16 protein-coding genes are annotated in these 14,733 nt (G+C 32.5%); 9 read left to right on the top strand and 7 right to left on the bottom strand.

The window, feature by feature from the left end:
• Positions 1-17: 17 nt before the first annotated feature.
• The 4 genes from ACWNT5_RS08225 to ACWNT5_RS08210 form a co-directional block, all read right to left on the bottom strand.
• Complete coding sequence (locus ACWNT5_RS08225; protein ID WP_456517068.1) at positions 18-698, bottom strand: ABC transporter ATP-binding protein; 681 nt, start codon at positions 696-698, stop codon at positions 18-20.
• The gene (locus tag ACWNT5_RS08220; protein ID WP_456517067.1) at positions 695-1,612 is read right to left on the bottom strand and encodes a hypothetical protein; all 918 of its coding nucleotides are present in this window, start codon (positions 1,610-1,612) and stop codon (positions 695-697) included. The genes ACWNT5_RS08225 and ACWNT5_RS08220 overlap by 4 nt, the downstream gene beginning before the upstream one ends.
• A gap of 84 nt (positions 1,613-1,696) precedes the next feature.
• Positions 1,697-2,716, bottom strand: a complete 1,020-nt coding sequence (locus ACWNT5_RS08215) for a hypothetical protein (RefSeq protein ID WP_456517066.1) — start codon at positions 2,714-2,716, stop codon at positions 1,697-1,699.
• A 15-nt stretch (positions 2,717-2,731) separates the two neighbouring features.
• Complete coding sequence (locus ACWNT5_RS08210; protein ID WP_299611023.1) at positions 2,732-3,340, bottom strand: NUDIX hydrolase; 609 nt, start codon at positions 3,338-3,340, stop codon at positions 2,732-2,734.
• An 8-nt stretch (positions 3,341-3,348) separates the two neighbouring features.
• Here ACWNT5_RS08210 and pyrE point away from each other — a divergent pair, with 8 nt between their 5' ends.
• Positions 3,349-3,990, top strand: a complete 642-nt coding sequence (pyrE, locus tag ACWNT5_RS08205) for an orotate phosphoribosyltransferase (protein WP_299611026.1) — start codon at positions 3,349-3,351, stop codon at positions 3,988-3,990.
• Positions 3,991-4,003: 13 nt separating this feature from the next.
• Positions 4,004-4,396 (top strand): SRPBCC family protein, encoded by a 393-nt coding sequence (locus ACWNT5_RS08200; RefSeq protein ID WP_299611029.1) that lies wholly within the window; start codon positions 4,004-4,006, stop codon positions 4,394-4,396.
• 15 nt (positions 4,397-4,411) lie between these two features.
• Here ACWNT5_RS08200 and ACWNT5_RS08195 read toward each other — a convergent pair whose 3' ends face one another.
• On the bottom strand, positions 4,412-5,143 hold the full coding sequence (locus tag ACWNT5_RS08195) for a biotin--[acetyl-CoA-carboxylase] ligase (protein ID WP_456517065.1): 732 nt from the start codon (positions 5,141-5,143) through the stop codon (positions 4,412-4,414).
• A gap of 90 nt (positions 5,144-5,233) precedes the next feature.
• Between ACWNT5_RS08195 and rsfS the strand changes: the two genes are divergently transcribed.
• From rsfS to ACWNT5_RS08165, 6 genes are all read left to right on the top strand, one after another.
• Positions 5,234-5,605 (top strand): ribosome silencing factor, encoded by a 372-nt coding sequence (gene rsfS / locus ACWNT5_RS08190; protein WP_299611034.1) that lies wholly within the window; start codon positions 5,234-5,236, stop codon positions 5,603-5,605.
• Positions 5,606-5,616: 11 nt separating this feature from the next.
• On the top strand, positions 5,617-7,566 hold the full coding sequence (ftsH, locus tag ACWNT5_RS08185; RefSeq protein WP_299611036.1) for an ATP-dependent zinc metalloprotease FtsH: 1,950 nt from the start codon (positions 5,617-5,619) through the stop codon (positions 7,564-7,566).
• A gap of 119 nt (positions 7,567-7,685) precedes the next feature.
• Complete coding sequence (locus tag ACWNT5_RS08180; protein ID WP_299611039.1) at positions 7,686-8,297, top strand: LUD domain-containing protein; 612 nt, start codon at positions 7,686-7,688, stop codon at positions 8,295-8,297.
• A 1-nt stretch (position 8,298) separates the two neighbouring features.
• Complete coding sequence (locus ACWNT5_RS08175; protein WP_299611041.1) at positions 8,299-9,108, top strand: phosphatidate cytidylyltransferase; 810 nt, start codon at positions 8,299-8,301, stop codon at positions 9,106-9,108.
• The gene (locus ACWNT5_RS08170; protein ID WP_299611043.1) at positions 9,098-9,745 is read left to right on the top strand and encodes a phosphatidylserine decarboxylase family protein; all 648 of its coding nucleotides are present in this window, start codon (positions 9,098-9,100) and stop codon (positions 9,743-9,745) included. The genes ACWNT5_RS08175 and ACWNT5_RS08170 overlap by 11 nt, the downstream gene beginning before the upstream one ends.
• 2 nt (positions 9,746-9,747) lie before the next feature.
• A complete protein-coding gene (locus ACWNT5_RS08165) occupies positions 9,748-10,017 on the top strand; it encodes an acyl-CoA-binding protein (protein WP_299611046.1) in 270 nt (89 codons plus the stop codon).
• A 55-nt stretch (positions 10,018-10,072) separates the two neighbouring features.
• Here ACWNT5_RS08165 and ACWNT5_RS08160 read toward each other — a convergent pair whose 3' ends face one another.
• Positions 10,073-12,706: a valine--tRNA ligase gene (locus ACWNT5_RS08160; protein WP_456517064.1), complete on the bottom strand. Its 2,634-nt coding sequence runs from the start codon at positions 12,704-12,706 to the stop codon at positions 10,073-10,075.
• Positions 12,707-12,832: 126 nt separating this feature from the next.
• Between ACWNT5_RS08160 and ACWNT5_RS08155 the strand changes: the two genes are divergently transcribed.
• The gene (locus ACWNT5_RS08155) at positions 12,833-13,237 is read left to right on the top strand and encodes a DUF1573 domain-containing protein (RefSeq protein ID WP_299611053.1); all 405 of its coding nucleotides are present in this window, start codon (positions 12,833-12,835) and stop codon (positions 13,235-13,237) included.
• 51 nt (positions 13,238-13,288) lie between these two features.
• Here ACWNT5_RS08155 and ACWNT5_RS08150 read toward each other — a convergent pair whose 3' ends face one another.
• Positions 13,289-14,668, bottom strand: coding sequence for an aspartyl protease family protein (locus tag ACWNT5_RS08150; RefSeq protein WP_456517063.1), 1,380 nt, complete (start codon positions 14,666-14,668; stop codon positions 13,289-13,291).
• Between the last annotated feature and the right edge of the window lie 65 nt (positions 14,669-14,733).

Genomic DNA, 14,733 nt, shown 5'->3' with positions numbered 1-14,733 from the left:
CATAAAAAAACTAGTAGTTATTGCAAGTTAAGCTTATCTATTTTACGATGAATACCAGTGCTTTGCATTTCTTTTTCAATAGCTTGAAATTCTGATTTATTAGCACTTCTAAGAATACTTCCATTTTTTAAGTAATGTAAGTAATCGCAGGTATCGTATAAGGTAGAAAAAATATGTGATGACAAAATTATAATCTTATTAAGCTCTTTTAACTTCAACAAGATTTGATTGATAATCGCATTGCTATGAATATCAACCCCATTAAATGGTTCATCTAGAATATAAACATCATTTTTTTGCATTAAAATTCCTGTTAACGCCAATTTCTTTTGCATGCCAGTAGAATAGGTTTCGGCATATTGATCTAATGGTAAATCAAAAATGTTTTTTTCATTTATATCAATCTCTTTTTGACTTCTAGCTTTACATAGTAATCTTAAATACTCTTTACCTGTAATCTTCGATAGGAAGTAGGGATCTGTTTGCAAAAAACCCATCACGTTTTTAAGAGTTCCCTCAGAATATTCAATAACTCCTTTAAAACTTTCAATACCAGCAATAGCCTTAAAAAGTGTAGTCTTACCAGCACCATTTTCTCCAACTATTCCATGAATCTCTCCTGGATTAAAAGACAGATTTATATCCTTTAGTACTTCATTATCATTATAGCTTTTTGATAAAGATTTGATAGATATCATTGTAATGATTGATTTAAATTACGTAAAGCTTCTTTATAAAAATATGGTATTGTGATGATCATTATTGGTGGAAACAACAAACACAACGCTCCAACAATTCCTTGAAATATTCCTAATCCATAATATTCAAACGCATATTTCATAAAAACATACATTATCAAATACAACCAACCTATTAATAAAAACAGCAATGTAAAATGAGTTTCTTTGGCATAAAAAACAACTAATACAATTAAAATGGGAAGAACCAGTAGCAAACTATTCTTCAAAGCCACCATAACTTTGTGTTTTAAAAACTCTTTTGGATTCTTATCATATATCCAAACATAATACGCGGGATCAGGTTTTGTATAATAACCAGAACATACCAATAAAATTAGAATTAAAGCAAAGATTCCTAAGTTATAATTCTCCTTATATATTGCTATACCTGCCAAACAATAAACCAACGGAAAAACCCAAAATGTTTTTCGAAAACCAATGATAAATTCTGTAGGCTCTTTTCCAAAAGGAGTAGGTATTATTATAGTTTGTCGTTTTCCTTTTTTGAGAAAAGAAATTAAAACACCTATTACACATAATGCAAATGCTTCAATAAAAAACCCCTTAACTACCAACAAAAGCGCAAACGGAATAACCTTTATAAGATTATTAAGAATCATGATTTTCCTGTATTCAGCAGCTAAAAAATGCTGTTTAAGAAATTCTACATGATTGGCATTCGTAAGACTATACGAAAATATTGTTGCTATAAAAATATAGATATAATTAGCATACAAAACTCGATCAAAAAAACTCAGAGACATCCAACAAAAGAGAAAAAATACAATAGGATATCCAATAACAGGTTCTGTACCAAAATCTTTAAAGGCACGATGTACGCGTTTATATTGTAATTGATAGTAGTATTTCAAACTATTGATTTATCCACTGAGATTATAACATATGTCAACTTCGTAACATATATGTTACAAAAAAATATTAGCAAGACCTTAAAATCAATCTTTCAATCTCAGATGTAAGCTATCCAACTCTTCAAAAACCTCGTTAGCATTTAGAAAAAAGGATTTTTCTTCCTCTTCATCCACGTAGCGAATCATTTGATCTTTAACCAACACATTAGGATAATCTAAAGTATTATCTCTATACAGGTATTTTAACCTTCCCACCATTCCAGTTTCGACATTACTCACAAATATAGTATCAAAATAATCTGGAGCACCCGAAAACTGAATTACCAAATAGGTATCTAACAATACTACTTTTTTAATAGAATCCCATCTCAATTTACCTACACTTCCGGTTAGATTAATCTCATTTACCAAAATCCATTTTTGCAAATCTTTTTTCCTTACATAAACTCCGTGCGATGTTTTGAAAACCTCATACAGATCATTTTTAGTTACTAACTCTGGAGAAGATTCGTTCATTTGATGACATCTTCCGCAATACGACAAAAAACCTTTTTTTACTTCTGGAGCATTGTTTTCGTGTAATCTTATTTCTTCAGGAAAAAGCATCTTAATCATATCTTCGTCCAAAATCATGCTGTAATTATCTTTAGGAACAACTATTGGAACACTATCCCAAGAGATATCTGGATAAATAATAAGATCAAAATATTTATTTTTAGAGAACTTTCGATTGGAAGATTTTCCTTTGATTATCCATTCTAAAGAAGGGTCAGCGACTTCTTGTACTTTTGGAAACAGTCTTTTTTGAATAGCTGACAGGAACAATTGATTTTCCGATTTCTGTAACGCATCTGGAATCCAATGCAATGTCGTCATAGCACAAAAACAACCAAAATTACTAAGTTCATACGTCTCAGTATTTTTACCATTAATAAGTTTTACATCTGTTCCCCCAAAATTACTTCCCCCATCATAAATCGCATACAAAGTATCTTTAACACCATCCTTATTAAAATCTTCTATAATCGGAGTATATTCTTTATGAGATTGCGCAAACACATGTATCATAGAAAAAAACAATATATGTGTAAAACAGTCTCTCATATATTGACTTTTACTTTAGGATAAATATTCGTGAGAAAACAATTGTTTGATATTTGCGTAAGAATCTTTTAAAGCCTTTTTCGCTTTTTTAGCATCCTTCCATTTCACTTTCATAATACCTTCATTCTTTTGCGGGGTTAAAACTCCATCATATTCGGTTTTCATCTCAAACCAATAGGTTACTTTAAGCCTAAATTCTCCGTTTCTTTTGAAGATATGATAGGTTTTATATAAGAATTTAGTAATCTCCAGTCCTGTAACTCCGGTTTCCTCTTCTACTTCTCTAATGGCAGTAGTTTCCATATCTTCCTTCTTCTCGGCTTTACCTTTCGGTAAATCCCATTTCCCATTTCTATGGATAAACAAAACCTCTTTTTTAGAATTATAAACCTTTCCTCCTCCTGCGACAACTACTGGTAGTTTTGCATACAAATGTTCCAAAAGTTTTTCTTCACTTTTATGATAGAAATGATATTTTACCTCTTTACCTTTATCTTCTTTATGCAAAATATCTCTAATAATTTCAGGAAATTCCACATCTTTAATATGAATTGTTTTATAATCCTCAATTCCCTTTTTTGTGGACAGAATAATAGGCGTATTATTCACAAAAACTTTATACATTTGCAACTATGATTTTTGACAAAAATACAGCAAAAAAAACTGCTGAACTACTATTGCAAATTAATGCAATTAAATTACAACCACAAGAACCTTTTACATGGGCTTCCGGATGGAAATCTCCTATCTATTGTGATAATCGTGTAACTCTTTCTTATCCCGTTATTCGTAACTTCTTAAGAGAACATCTTGCAAAGTTTATTGAAGAAAAATACGGAAAACCAGATGTTATTGCTGGGGTTGCTACAGGAGCAATCGGAATAGGAATGCTTGTAGCTGATTACTTAAATCTTCCATTTATCTACGTTCGACCTGAAGCTAAGAAACATGGTAGAAAAAATCAAATTGAAGGAATTGTGCCGTCTGGCAAAAATGTGGTAGTAGTTGAGGACCTTATCAGTACAGGAAAAAGTAGTTTAAATGCGGTAAAAGCTCTTAAAGAGGTAAATGCTAATGTTAAAGGAATGGTAGCTATTTTCAACTATGGTTTTGATATAGCATCTCAGAACTTTGAAGATGCGGCATTATCTTTGCACACTTTAAGTAATTATGAAAATCTTCTGGAACAAGCTTTGGACACAAACTACATTACAGAAGAACAACAAGAAACACTACAAAACTGGAGAGTAAATCCAGCAGAGTGGAATCAATAAATTTTTAATCTCGATGAATCTAGAAAGTCCTACAGTTACTGTAGAAAAAACTCAACAAGAAGTTTTTGAATTTTTAACAAAAGTTGAAAATTTTGAAGAACTTATGCCAGAAAGCAAACAAAAATTCGAAAAATTAAACGATTCAAGATTTCTTTTTCAATTAAAAGGAATGCCAGAAATCGTATTAGAACAAAAAAGTAACACTGCTCCTACAACTGTTGTTCTTGGAGCGGCTAGCGACAAACTTCCTTTTACACTTACCGCTAATATTGCAGATGCAGGAGAAGGGAAAAGCACTACTCAATTAGTATTTGAAGGGCAATTTAACGCTATGATGGGAATGATGATAAAAAATCCTATTCAAAACTTTATTAATACGCTAAGTGAAAACATAGGTAAATTATAGTTTTAACATCCTTGATCAATAAAGAAGCTTTACTTCTTTAAGATCAAAACTTCTAATAATTTCATCTTCTAATAGAATTTGAAGTTTTCCAGCTGTTGTTATATCTTTAATAATACCCACGAACGAATTACCCTTGACATCCATAAATGTTGAGGGTTTATTTTTTCTAAACAACAACGACTCGTATGTTTTTTTAATAAATGAAAAATTAGCTGGAGCTAGTATTCCAAATTTACTTTGTAACTTTTCTAAAAGAATAGATAATACTTCATCCCGTTCAAAATGTTTACCAAGAATTTGTTTTAAGGAAGATGCCAAAGGAAGATTATCAAAATGCTGCTGATTCACATTAATTCCGATACCAATAATCACTCCTTTAAGCCTGCCATTATTAACCATATTTTCTATTAAAATACCACATATCTTAGACCTATCTGACAGAATGTCGTTTGGCCATTTTATAGACAGTTTTGGCAGCAGTAAAGATTCTAAAGTTTCGTATACACTGATAGAAACCACCATAGATACATAAAATTGATGAACAATATCAAGATCATTAATGGGCATAAACACACTGCAGGTAAGGTTTTCTCCCGGATTACTTTGCCAAGTAGTACCCATCTGACCTTTGCCCTGCAACTGCTCATGTGCTACAACACAAACAGGTTTATCCAAAGACTTTTCTCGATTCATATCTCGAAGAAAAATATTTGTAGAGTCAATGGCATTAACTTTGATTATATGCATAAATAACAGTGTGAAATTTTTTACAAATGTCTGCAAATGCAAACATATAAACATAAAAAGTAATAACTTTACACAAATTAAAAAAAATGCATGACTAAAAAAGAAATCGGTACTGACCAACTAATAACTCATATAATCAAAGGTATTGAAGAAGTAAAGGGTAATGATATTACCATTTTGGACTTAAGAGAAATTGAAAATACAGTTTGTAGTTATTTTGTTATTTGCAACGGTACTTCTAATACTCAGGTCAATGCCATTGTTAATTCCATCCAAAAAACGGTAAGCAAGTCTATAAAAGATAAACCTTGGCACGTAGAAGGTGGAGAAAATGCAGAGTGGGTATTGATTGATTATGTAAATGTAGTTGTCCATGTTTTCCAAAAACACATCAGAGAATTTTATGACATAGAAAGTTTATGGGGAGATGCGAAAACAACAACTATCGAAACAAACTATTAAAAAAGGCGTAAATGGCTAAAGACAATAAAAAAATGGACTCGAATAAAAAACCAAAGTTTAGCGCATATTGGATTTATGGTGTAATAATCGTTGGATTTTTAGCATTAAATTTTCTAGGTGGAGGAAGTATGGGATCTGCCCCAGAAACATCCACTTCTGATTTTAATAATTTCTTGAGTAATGGAGAAGTAGAGAAAATAGTTATTATTACAAATCGAAGGCTCGCTAGAGTATATCTTACTCCAGAAGCAAAAAACCAAGATAAACACACAAAAAACAAAAGAAATTCATTTTTACCAGCAAGCCCGAATGATCCTGATTATGAATTTGAGTTTGGTGATCTTCAAAATTTTGAGAATGAAATTTCTAGAATTAAAAGTGAGAACAATCTTTCTACTGAAGTAGGGTATGATACCGAAAGCAATATGTGGGGAGATATATTTATCACTTTACTTCCGTTTGCTTTAATTATTGGTGTTTGGATATTTATCATGCGACGAATGAGCGGTGGTGCTGGTGGTGGTGCTGGTGGTCAGATATTCAATATCGGAAAATCGAAAGCTAAACTTTTTGATCAAAATACAGACGTTAAAGTTTCATTCGAAAATGTAGCTGGATTAGAAGGAGCAAAAGAAGAAGTACAGGAAATCGTTGATTTTCTTAAAAACCCTGAAAAATATACTTCTCTTGGAGGTAAGATTCCAAAAGGAGCTTTATTAGTCGGACCTCCAGGAACGGGAAAAACATTATTAGCTAAAGCAGTTGCTGGTGAAGCTAAAGTACCATTTTTCTCATTATCAGGTTCTGACTTCGTAGAAATGTTTGTAGGTGTAGGTGCGTCGAGAGTACGTGACTTATTTAAACAAGCCAAAGAAAAATCACCAGCTATCATTTTTATTGATGAAATAGATGCCATTGGTAGAGCTAGAGGTAAAAGTAATTTCTCGGGATCTAACGACGAAAGAGAAAACACGTTGAATCAACTTCTTACCGAAATGGACGGTTTCGGAACCAATACTAATGTAATTGTAATTGCTGCTACCAACCGTGCAGATGTATTAGATAAGGCGTTAATGCGTGCTGGTCGATTCGATAGACAGATTTATGTAGATCTTCCAGATGTTCGAGAGCGTAAAGAAATTTTTGAAGTTCATCTTAAACCTCTTAAAAAGGAGGATGAATTAGACACAGACTTTTTATCTAAACAAACTCCAGGATTCTCTGGAGCTGATATCGCGAATGTTTGTAACGAAGCTGCCCTTATTGCTGCTCGTAAAGGAAATAAAGCTGTAGGTAAACAGGACTTCCTAGATGCAGTAGATAGAATTGTTGGTGGTTTAGAAAAGAAAAATAAAATTATTACTCCAGCGGAAAAACGCGCAATTGCATTTCATGAAGCGGGACATGCTACAGTAAGTTGGATGTTGGAACATGCCGCACCTTTAGTAAAAGTAACCATTGTACCGAGAGGACAATCGTTAGGAGCTGCATGGTATCTACCTGAGGAAAGGTTGATCGTAAGACCAAACCAAATGCTAGATGAAATGTGTGCAACTTTAGGAGGTCGTGCTGCTGAAAAAGTGATCTTCAATGAAATTTCTACAGGTGCGTTAAGTGATTTAGAAAAGGTTACAAAACAAGCGAGAGCCATGGTTACTATCTATGGACTTAATGATAAAATAGGAAACCTAACATATTATGACTCTTCAGGTCAAAACGAGTACGGTTTCACAAAACCTTATAGTGAGCAAACTAGCGAGCTGATTGATAAAGAAATTTCGAACATCATCGAAGAGCAATATCAGCGTGCTATTGAATTGTTAGAAAAAAATAAAGATAAACTTACAGAACTAGCAGAAGTATTGTTAGAGAAAGAAGTTATTTTTAAGGACAACCTAGAGAAAATTTTTGGTAAACGTCCGTTCGACAAAAAAGAAGAAACGATCATTGAACCTTCTTAGAAAGAGATCGTTTTTTTACAAGTAAATTAAAAAAATCTTAATCTAATAAGAGTATTAGGTTAAGATTTTTTTATCTTTGAAAGTAATGTTAACCCGTAAATCCCCGACGACATCTAAAAATGAGTCTATTTAGAAGATTATTTTCCTCGAAATCTAAATCAGACCAAAAGAGTAAGGAACGACATGCTGAAGATCGCAGTAAATATATGCCTGAAATCAACCTACCTGTTGATGAAAGCTTTATGATAAATTTTAAAAGGAATGGTGGTAAATTCCTTTATTGCGATAGTGATGATGAAGTTCTTGATTCTTTTGACAAGATCCTTTTAGAAAATGATTGGTATGAAAAAGATGTTTGCTGTTTTGATATTGGATTAGAACATAAATTTTCAGGATTTAACCTCAATTATATCAAGAAATCGCCCGCTTCATTTTTTTTCGCCACATGCGAATATTTGATTGCAGATAGTGGCGCAATTCTAGTTTCCTCTAATCAGCTTAGAGAAAAGAAACTAACAGAATTACCAGATGATTTTATAATACTAGCATCAACAAGTCAATTAGTTAATAGTATTGGCGAAGGTTTAAAAGGAATAAAAGAGAAAAATAAAAACGCTATTCCTTCTAATATCACTACCATAAAAAACTTCGAACCGCAAAAAGAAAAAGACTTCTTAAGTTACGGAAGTAGCTCAAAAAATCTATATTTGCTGCTGTTGGAAGATTTATAATATGAAGGAAATACTCACAAGGTCTTTATCGGGTTTTTTATATATCTCGTTATTATTAATTTCTATTTTCGTTTCTCAATATACCTTCATTGGAGTGTTCGTGATCTTTGGGATTATCTGCTTATATGAATTTCAAAAATTAATTCATTTAAAAAACACTTGGTTATATCTTGTGTTTATTGGCTTTCTTTTATTATTCCATATTCCTGCTTTAAAAATTCCAATATGGGTTCCTTTAATTGTTTTAGGGCTTACCATAATCACTCAACTATTTTTAGTTAGAGACCTTATTACCATTAGGATCATTCCTATGTTCGAGAAAAGAAAATATTTTACAAGCATATTTTATCTTATCACATCCATTGTTTTCCTTACTCTTATACCCTGTTATGATGGTATATACAACCCAATTATGATTGCCGGACCTTTACTAATGATATGGACTAATGATACTTTTGCCTATTTAGTTGGAAAAAACTTTGGAAAACATAAATTACTAGAACGGATATCTCCTAAAAAAACAATTGAAGGTTTTATAGGAGGTTTCATTTTTACACTAATAGCGGGTTATTTAATTGCTATATTTTCTAACACCTTATCTATCTATCTTTGGTTGATTATAAGTATAATAATGAGTATTTTTGGTACACTGGGAGACCTTATACAATCTAAGTTCAAAAGACAAGCTGGAGTAAAAGATAGTGGTTCTATAATGCCAGGCCATGGTGGTATTTTTGATCGTTTAGATAGTATTATATTTGCAAGTCCATTTTTATACGCATTTTTACAAATATTAAACCATGTTTCATAAAGAAGGTTATAAAATCATAGCAGTAGCCATAGTACTTTTTCTAGGCATTAATGCAGCATCTTATGTTGCAATTCAAATTGACCAATGGATTATTGCCATATTTGCGGTAACATTAGTTTTTTTAATATTGATACTACAGTTTTTTCGAAATCCAAAAAGACATACGGATATTAATGACAATACAGTTGTTGCTCCTGTAGATGGAAAAGTGGTTGTCATTGAAGAAGTATTCGAAAAGGAATATTTTAAAGAAAATAGACTACAGGTATCGATATTCATGTCTCCTATAAATGTTCATGTAACCAGACACCCGATTAATGGAAAAGTAGCTTTTAGCAAATACCATCCAGGAAAATACCTTGTTGCATGGCATCCAAAAGCGTCTGAAGAAAATGAACGTACGACTGTAGTGGTAAAAAACAATTTTGTAGAAGTGCTTTACAGACAGATTGCTGGGGCACTTGCAAAAAGAATTGTAAATTATGCAGAGGAAGGCGAAAAAGTTGTTCAGGGATCCGATAGTGGTTTTATAAAGTTTGGATCCAGAGTAGATGTTTATTTACCGGTAGGAACAGAAGTAAACGTTTCCTTAAATCAAAAAGTAAGAGGTGGCGAAAGCATTATCGCCAATGTATAAGTATGACCAGCGAGGAATTAAATATTGCTTTTCAAAAGGCTTTTGAAAAAGCCTGTAACACAAAAATTGAATTACCTCCTGATGTAATGCTTCATTTTTATGCTTACTATAAACACGCAACCCATACCGAAGGTTTTTACACACCTTCTGGAGATAGCGAATTAAGAAACGCCTTCAAACTCAATGCGCTCTTTCAGGTAAAAAACCTTACTTCAGAAGAAGCAAAACTTAAATACATAGAACTAGTAAATAAGCATATTACAGATGTATAAAAAAAGGCTTTGGTGTAAAAATCAAAGCCTTTTTTTATTATCTAAACTATTCCTACTATTGCAGTCCTGAAAGACTTGCCTTTAGGGTAGCTATTTTAGCTTCTGCATCTGCTTGTTTTTTACGCTCATTAGCAATCACTTTTTCTGGCGCATTATTTACAAAACGCTCATTCTGAAGTTTTTTCTGCACAGATTTCAAAAACCCTTCAGTATAAGACAACTCCTCTGTTAATTTCTTAATCTCATCCTCTACGTTAACCGAACCAGAAATAGGAATAAAATATTCATTTGATTTTACTCTAAAAGAAAGAGCCCCATCTACTTTAGCATCTACATAAGACAATGCCTCGATGTTACCTAGTTTAGAAATTACAGAATCAAAAGTTTTAGTACTATTTTCACTATTTAAAACTGATAATTCTATAGTTTCCTTAAAAGAAATATTCTTTTCTTTACGTATCGTTCTAATACCAGAAATCACATCACTAGCAAAATCAAAGGCCGCAATCAACTCTTCATCAACCGAAGTAATGATTGGCCAACTAGAAACAATCAACGCTTCTTCTTTTGTTCTATCAGCTATTTGTTGCCAAATCTCTTCTGAAATAAAAGGTACAAAAGGATGCGAGATTTTTAGATTATCCTCAAAAATCTCAATAATCTCTTTATAAGTTTTAGCATCTATAGGACTTTGATACGCTGGTTTCACCATTTCTAATAACCAACTACTAAAATCATCTCTAATCAATTTATAGGTAATCATTAATGCATCGCTAATTCGATACTTGGTGTACGCATCCTCTAATTCTACTAAAGCCTTTTGAAATTTAGACTTATACCATTGTATAGCCACTTTAGAAGCTTCTGGTTGTTCGATAGCACTATCCACTTCCCATCCACTAACTAAATTAAAAGAACTATAGATCTTATTTACAAATGATTTTCTTCCCTGATCACAAAGATCTTCATCAAACATTAAATCATTTCCTGCTGGTGCACTAAGTAATAGTCCTACACGAACTCCATCCGCTCCATATTCATCGATTAACTTTAAGGCATCTGGAGAATTACCTAATTGCTTGGACATTTTACGTCTTTGTTTATCTCTAACAATCCCAGTAAAATAAACATTCGAAAAAGGTTTTTGTTCTCTATAATGATACCCAGCAACAATCATTCTGGCCACCCAAAAGAAAATAATATCAGGACCAGTTACCAAATCATTTGTTGGATAATAATAATTTATTTCTTCATTTTCTGGCTCTAAAATCCCGTTAAACACACTCATTGGCCATAACCAAGAAGAGAACCAGGTATCTAACGCATCAGGATCTTGCTGCAGATCATCTTCTGTTAATCCAACGTTTCCTGTTTTTTCCTTCGCTAATACAAGAGCTTCTTGTTTAGTTTCGGCAACCACAAAATCCTCTTTACCATCTCCATAGAAATATGCTGGAATCTGATGTCCCCACCATAATTGTCTTGAGATATTCCAATCTCTAACATTTTCCATCCAATGGCGATAGGTATTAATAAACTTTTCTGGAACAAGATTAACATCCTTATTTATAACAGCATCTAAGGCAGGTTTAGCTAAACCTTCCATTTTCAGAAACCACTGATCACTAAGTTTAGGCTCGATAACAGCTTTGGTACGCTCACTTGTTCCTACTTTATTAAGATGTGTTTCTACTTTTTCAAGCACTCCTAGCTGCTCTAGTTCTTTTATAATCTCCTTTCTAACAACGAATCGATCTTTACCTTCATAATGAAGTCCAAAAGAATTTAAAGTTGCATCATCATTAAAAATATCAATTACTTCTAGAGAATGTTTATCTCCTAAAACTTTATCATTCTGATCATGAGCAGGTGTAACCTTTAGACATCCTGTACCAAATTCCATATCTACATATTCATCTTCTATGATCGGAATTGTTCTATTAGCGATAGGTACAATTGCTTTTTTACCTTTTAAATGTGTAAATCTTTCATCATTTGGATTGATACAAATTGCAGTATCTCCCATAATAGTTTCTGGTCGAGTAGTTGCAATTGTTAACACATCGTCACTTCCTTCTATTTTATAGTTTAAATAATAAAGATTTCCTTGTTTTTCTTCATAAATAACCTCTTCATCAGATAATGTTGTTTTTGCTTCTGGATCCCAATTGACCATTCGATACCCTCGATAAATAAGGCCTTTATTGTATAAATCCACAAATACTTTGATTACGGATTGCGACAAATTGTCATCCATTGTAAAAGCAGTTCGTTCCCAATCACAAGAGGCTCCAAGCTTTTTTAACTGCTCTAATATAATTCCGCCATGTTTATGTGTCCATTCCCATGCGTGTTCTAAGAACTCTTCTCTGGTAAGATCATTTTTATTAATCCCCTGCTCTTTTAGTTTAGCCACAACTTTAGCTTCAGTAGCAATGGAAGCATGATCGGTTCCTGGCACCCAACAAGCATTATACCCTTTCAGACGAGCTCTTCGAATCAAAACATCCTGTATCGTATTATTTAGCATATGTCCCATATGCAATACACCTGTGACGTTTGGCGGAGGAATAACAATCGTGTATGCTTCTCGTTCATCAACTTCAGAATGGAAATAATTATTCTCCATCCAGTAGTTATACCACTTTTCTTCTACTGATTTTGCATCATATTTTCCTGCTAACGCCATAGTTTGGTCCGATTTTTGGATTTTAGAGTGCAAAAGTAATTATTATATACGACAACTTGAAAGTCTTTTGCAATTTTGAAGTTGGATAAAAAGTAACTACTTTTACATATTATAAAAACCTACGTTATGAGAAATGTAATCATGATTTTATTTATTGGTTTTCTGGGAATTACCCTAAACGCTCAGGATGCCAAAGCAAAAATCGAATTTAAAACAGAAGTAATTGATTATGGCGAAATTACTAAGGGTAGTGATGGTGTTCGCCAGTTTGAATTTACAAACACAGGAAATGCTCCGCTAATTATTTCTAGAGTATATTCAAGTTGTGGATGTACTATTCCTAAAAAACCGGAAGATCCAATTGCTCCAGGAGAAAATGGAGTTATTGAGGTAAAATATGACACTAAACGTGTAGGTCCGATTCGTAAATTAATCACTGTATATTCAAATGCTGAAGAATCTACGAAAGCAATTAGAATAACAGGAAGAGTATTGGATGATACAAAAAGTGTATTGGAAAAGAAAAATTAGAAATTATATGTATTAACCATAAAAAAAGGCTTTACTAACGTAAGGCCTTTTTTATATTACTTTTTTGAGTCTAAAAGTAAATTTCATTTCTATACCCAATCGTTCTATCTTAATACTTATTCTTTTCCCTTCTTCAGAATAGAACAAATCATTAAGATCCGACAGTTTATACAAACTAGCTTTCTTCCCATTAACTTCTAATACACTATCTCCTTTCATTAAACCTACTACAGCAGCTGGTGAACCAGGCCGCACCTCTGCAATTTTAAATTCGGGTTCTAAAGAGTAGACAAATGAACTCACATCAGCTTTAAAGACATTTACAGAAATTTTACCATTCTCCTTAGTAACAAAATCCAAGGATGGTCTTGATGGACTTCTACGTATATTATAATTCTTAGCAATTCTAACTCCATTATGCTGAATAGTAATTCCGCTCATATTATAATGAAAAGGCTTGCTAAAAAATCTATTCTTCTTGTAAGTAATTTTCTTATTAGGATAATCAATGATCATATTAAACCTTTTCAAAACACTACCTCCAATAGAACCTTGTCTAGTCTTAAGAGAAATCCCCTGAATATATAAAGAGTCAGGAAAAGAAGCCGTTACTTGTTTTATTTCAAAATCTCCTATATTTAATCCTTCCACCTTAGTCTTTTTTCCATAAATATCTCCATTAAAACCTTTTCCAAGAAAATCACCAAATGACTCTTCTGGGACGGTTATACCAATTTCCGGATTTTCAAATAACCACAGAGCAGAACTTGATCCTGAATCTAATAAAAGATTCACATCTACAAGCCCCTTATCTGTCTTATATTTTGCTTTGATCATTGGTCTCTTACGATTATTATCTAAATTCAAATCTGTTTGATAGCACTTCTTACACTTCTTATATTTATAAGAAACCGGATCAAATACTTTTATAATGCCTTTTGAATAATTAATATTTAAAATAAATTTTTTAAAAAAATCATAGCCTATAATTCCATGAACGGGGAATCCCATCAACGGCGAAAAGTTCATGGATTCATCAAAAATCATATAAACGGTATGATCATCACTATAAGCATTGCCAATCTTTAATATGTTGTTTGTAGATTTAATTGCTTCCGCTGGCGCTTCATTTCCCAAGCCTCTGAGATAAATTTTAGAAGCATTCTTTAACTCTAATGACTTTCGTTTATCGATACTAAAAAGAATAGTTGAGCCAACACCAGTATCTAAAATAAAAGACAACTGCACACCATTAAGCTCTACAGGTATAATAATAAGGTTGTTAGCTAGTTCGAATTTAATTTTATCGCCAGTCTCTCCTTCAGGTAACTTAAAACCATCTTGCGCTTTTAGGATAAAAGGAGTAAGTAAAAGTAGAATAAGGGCCTTCTCTTTAAGAAAATGATAAAAATCCCTGTACAAAATCTTCATTCCGCTAAATATAGAAAAATACTTGAAAATTCCTGATAATAATTAACTTAAATCCTAAATAATTT

Source organism: Aquimarina sp. 433 (assembly GCF_054054605.1).
The sequence above is the reverse complement of the archived record's forward strand: the minus strand, read 5'-3'. Positions and strand labels throughout refer to the sequence as shown.

What these genes read in the sequence shown, in the direction of transcription:
- ACWNT5_RS08225 (WP_456517068.1), bottom strand. Translation starts at nt 698, where the DNA reads ATGATATCTATCAAATCTTTATCAAAAAGCTATAATGATAATGAAGTA.
- ACWNT5_RS08215 (WP_456517066.1), bottom strand. Translation starts at nt 2,716, where the DNA reads ATGAGAGACTGTTTTACACATATATTGTTTTTTTCTATGATACATGTG.
- ACWNT5_RS08210 (WP_299611023.1), bottom strand. Translation starts at nt 3,340, where the DNA reads ATGTATAAAGTTTTTGTGAATAATACGCCTATTATTCTGTCCACAAAA.
- pyrE (WP_299611026.1), top strand. Translation starts at nt 3,349, where the DNA reads ATGATTTTTGACAAAAATACAGCAAAAAAAACTGCTGAACTACTATTG.
- ACWNT5_RS08200 (WP_299611029.1), top strand. Translation starts at nt 4,004, where the DNA reads ATGAATCTAGAAAGTCCTACAGTTACTGTAGAAAAAACTCAACAAGAA.
- ACWNT5_RS08195 (WP_456517065.1), bottom strand. Translation starts at nt 5,143, where the DNA reads ATGCATATAATCAAAGTTAATGCCATTGACTCTACAAATATTTTTCTT.
- rsfS (WP_299611034.1), top strand. Translation starts at nt 5,234, where the DNA reads ATGACTAAAAAAGAAATCGGTACTGACCAACTAATAACTCATATAATC.
- ftsH (WP_299611036.1), top strand. Translation starts at nt 5,617, where the DNA reads ATGGCTAAAGACAATAAAAAAATGGACTCGAATAAAAAACCAAAGTTT.
- ACWNT5_RS08180 (WP_299611039.1), top strand. Translation starts at nt 7,686, where the DNA reads ATGAGTCTATTTAGAAGATTATTTTCCTCGAAATCTAAATCAGACCAA.
- ACWNT5_RS08175 (WP_299611041.1), top strand. Translation starts at nt 8,299, where the DNA reads ATGAAGGAAATACTCACAAGGTCTTTATCGGGTTTTTTATATATCTCG.
- ACWNT5_RS08170 (WP_299611043.1), top strand. Translation starts at nt 9,098, where the DNA reads ATGTTTCATAAAGAAGGTTATAAAATCATAGCAGTAGCCATAGTACTT.
- ACWNT5_RS08165 (WP_299611046.1), top strand. Translation starts at nt 9,748, where the DNA reads ATGACCAGCGAGGAATTAAATATTGCTTTTCAAAAGGCTTTTGAAAAA.
- ACWNT5_RS08160 (WP_456517064.1), bottom strand. Translation starts at nt 12,706, where the DNA reads ATGGCGTTAGCAGGAAAATATGATGCAAAATCAGTAGAAGAAAAGTGG.
- ACWNT5_RS08155 (WP_299611053.1), top strand. Translation starts at nt 12,833, where the DNA reads ATGAGAAATGTAATCATGATTTTATTTATTGGTTTTCTGGGAATTACC.
- ACWNT5_RS08150 (WP_456517063.1), bottom strand. Translation starts at nt 14,668, where the DNA reads ATGAAGATTTTGTACAGGGATTTTTATCATTTTCTTAAAGAGAAGGCC.